Origin of the sequence: Tumidithrix helvetica PCC 7403, assembly GCF_965232925.1 — a bacterium.
Classification (GTDB): domain Bacteria; phylum Cyanobacteriota; class Cyanobacteriia; order Pseudanabaenales; family Pseudanabaenaceae; genus Tumidithrix; species Tumidithrix helvetica.
The window spans coordinates 1-3,165 of sequence record NZ_CBDDRA010000062.1 but is presented as its reverse complement, the minus strand read 5'-3'; the positions used below and the strand labels follow the sequence as shown (position 1 = coordinate 3,165).

Sequence of the window (3,165 nt, the reverse complement as noted above, 5' to 3'; positions counted from 1 at the left end):
GGAGTTTCTGGAAAATCATTATTGTCAATGTCAATTTTGGTTAATTGATCATTGCTCTTTTGGCAGTTTGTGCCAAGCACCTGCTGCCTTTTTTTCTTTTTCTAGTCCAAAGTCCAGTAATTAAGGTGCGTCGTTAAATCACCCACTTGGAGGAAGCGATCGAATAGTCCTTGCGTATAAGTTCTGAGAATAATAGATACATAAAAACCTGCTTTAAAAAATATAGCAATCCTATAATGGGTTGTAATTAATTTGTAGCGCAGGCATCTTGCCTGCAAGGGCTTGAAATCTCATACTTTGTTCGTAATACCATTTTCAAAAAGTAATTCGACACATTGTTTTTGAAAGACCGCGCGGAGCGCGGAACTCAAACCTCGATCTGTTGCAAATTCAAGTGAAATTGGTATAAGCAATGAAGGATCGTTCTAGTTAATAAAAAAAATAGTGACTGCCCTAGAAACTCTATGTTGAAATCTGCAATTGGTCATAGCTGCGATCCTGATTCTGAGATGGCGATCGCTGAAGTATTAGAACAATGTCAAGTGGCTTTAAATAATGCGCCACAACCTAGAGCAGGGATTCTGTTCGCAGCCTATGATTTTGACCATGCGTCGATCTTGCAAAAAATCAAAGCTCATTTCCCTAATATTGCTCTGATTGGTAGTACATCCTACGGCGAAATCTCCTCAGTTCTTGGCTTTGAGCAAGATTCAATCGTATTGCTGTTGCTTTGCAGCGATACGATTGAAATGCAGGCTGGAGTGGGACGAAATGTTTCTCAAGATCCATCACATGCAGCCCAACAGGCAATCCAACAGGCAGTAGGAACCTTCGAGCAAAAGCCCCAGCTATGCATCACTACACCTGAAAGCCTTACTGTAAGCTGTGTCACGATTTTAGAGAGCTTGCAGCAGGCATTAGGCAAATCGTTCCCCATTGTCGGTGGTTTTGCTGCCGAACCTTGGACTTTTGAGACAACCTATCAGTTCTTTGACACTGAAGTGTTAACAGATGCCGTTCCTGTGCTATTGCTATTTGGCGATGTTCGCTATTCTACTGGGGTTGCCTGCGGCTGGGAACCCATTGGCAAACCAGCTCAAGTCACCAAGGTAGAAGGGAAAACCGTTTATGAAATTGATGGCGAACCAGCTCTCAACTTCTTGGAGCACTCTTTAGGTGGACGCACTCCCTCAGCGGAATATCCCTTGGCCGTATTTGAACCGAGAAACGAATTGTTTTACTTGCGAGGGTGCGTGGGATATGACAAGGAATTCGGAACTGTCAGTGCCTTGGCAGATGTTCCCTTAAATACAACCGTACAGGTTGCTCAAGCTAGTCGTCACAACATTCTTGATGCTACGCAAACATCGATTCAAAAAGCGATCGACAGCTATCCTGGAGAGAAGCCAGCTATTGCTTTGTTTTTCACTTGCTGCTGTCGCCAGCAGATTCTGGGGACGTATACTGGGAAAGAATTCTTTTTTGGGCAAAATACCCTAGGAACTGATATTCCAATCGTTGGCTTTTATACCTATGGTGAGATTGCCCCGCTAGTCAGGGATTGCGAATCAAAGCTCCATCAAATGACTTTTGTAACAGTTCTAATTGGAGCAGAGTAATGATCGATGGATGAACAATACCAGCAAAAGATCCGAGAGCTAGAGAAAGAAAACCGAATTTTAGCGAAGAAATTGCATCGGGCTCAAACAAATCTTGCCATGCTCGAAGAGACGAACGATCGCAAAGAGGCATTGCTCAATGAAGTTATTAGCGAACTTAGGAGCAGCGAAGATCAAGTCCGCCAGCAAAACGAACAACTAGCGATAACCAACACCGAGCTAGCCCGTGCCTCAAGGCTCAAAGATGAATTTCTAGCCACCGTTAGTCACGAATTAAGAACCCCCCTTAACGGTATTTTAGGCATGTCCGAGATTCTCATGCATGGAATCTTTGGAACGCTGAATACCAAGCAATATGAATCGATATCAACGATCGAAACCTGCGGACGACATCTACTAAGCCTCATTGAGGACATCCTCGATTTGACCCGCATTGAGTCGGGGCAACTAGACATTGCCATGCATCCAGCCTCGATTAAGCAATTGTGCCAAATTAGTCTGAACGCCTGCACCCCCATAGCGGCAAAGAAAAACATCTACCTTAACAGAACTATTCCGCCCAACTTAGAGCCTATTTTTGTCGATGAGAAACGGATAAAACAAGTTCTAGACAATCTCTTGAGCAATGCCATAAAATTTACCCCAGAAGGTGGTCAAATACTTTTAACTGTGGAACCAGACTCTTCCCATCAAAAGCTTTATATTCATATTAAGGATACGGGTATTGGCATTCCCGAACAGGAAATCGAACATATCTTCGATCGCTTTTTCCAAGTCGATGGCAAACTCAATCGCAAACATGGAGGATTGGGGCTTGGACTTGCGATCGTGAAACGAATTGTGGGCTTGCACCAAGGTTCAATTTCTGTGTGCAGTAAGGTCGGTGAAGGAAGTTGTTTCACCATCAGTCTTCCATATACGTCCTCAGTGTTGGTTGAGTCAAACTTACTCACAGACACAAAACCTCAACAACCCTATATTTTAATTGCCGAAGATGACCTCATCAATGCCAAGGTGGTGATGACCTATTTGAAGGATTGCGGTTATCGTTTTGAGTGGGTGCAAAATGGAGAAGATGCTGTGCGATATGCAGAGCGCGAAAAACCAGGACTGATTTTGATGGATATTCAAATGCCTGTATTGCATGGAGTAGATGCTATTCGCTTAATTCGGAACAACCCCAACCTCCAATCAGTACCCATTATTGCCGTGACTGCATTGGCTATGCCAGGAGACGAAGAGGGTTGTTTACGGGCAGGTGCAACTGAGTATATCTCGAAGCCCTATCAGCTAAAGCATCTATTGTCGCGAATAGAGATGTATATTAAATCGGAAATATCACTCTAACCATTTAAGTCAGCACAGCCAGTGGTAGTTGACTTTCAAGACAGTTGCTGCCTGCTCTCAAATAAAGCTTTGATTCTCAAATACTGGACTTTGGACTAGAAAAAGAAAAAAAGGCAGCAGGTGCTTGGCACAAACTGCCAAAAGAGCAATGATCAATTAACCAAAATTGACATTGACAATAATGATTTTCCAGAAACTC

Annotated in this window: 2 protein-coding genes; both read left to right on the top strand. The window is 43.3% G+C overall.

What is annotated here, in order from left to right; all coding sequences use genetic code 11:
* Window positions 1–464 precede the first annotated feature (464 nt).
* A complete protein-coding gene (locus tag ACP2WE_RS25935; protein WP_425218407.1) occupies window positions 465–1,619 on the top strand; it encodes an FIST signal transduction protein in 1,155 nt (384 codons plus the stop codon).
* Window positions 1,620–1,625: 6 nt separating this feature from the next.
* Window positions 1,626–2,966, top strand: coding sequence for an ATP-binding response regulator (locus ACP2WE_RS25930; RefSeq protein ID WP_425218406.1), 1,341 nt, complete (start codon window positions 1,626–1,628; stop codon window positions 2,964–2,966).
* The last annotated feature ends 199 nt before the right edge of the window (window positions 2,967–3,165 follow it).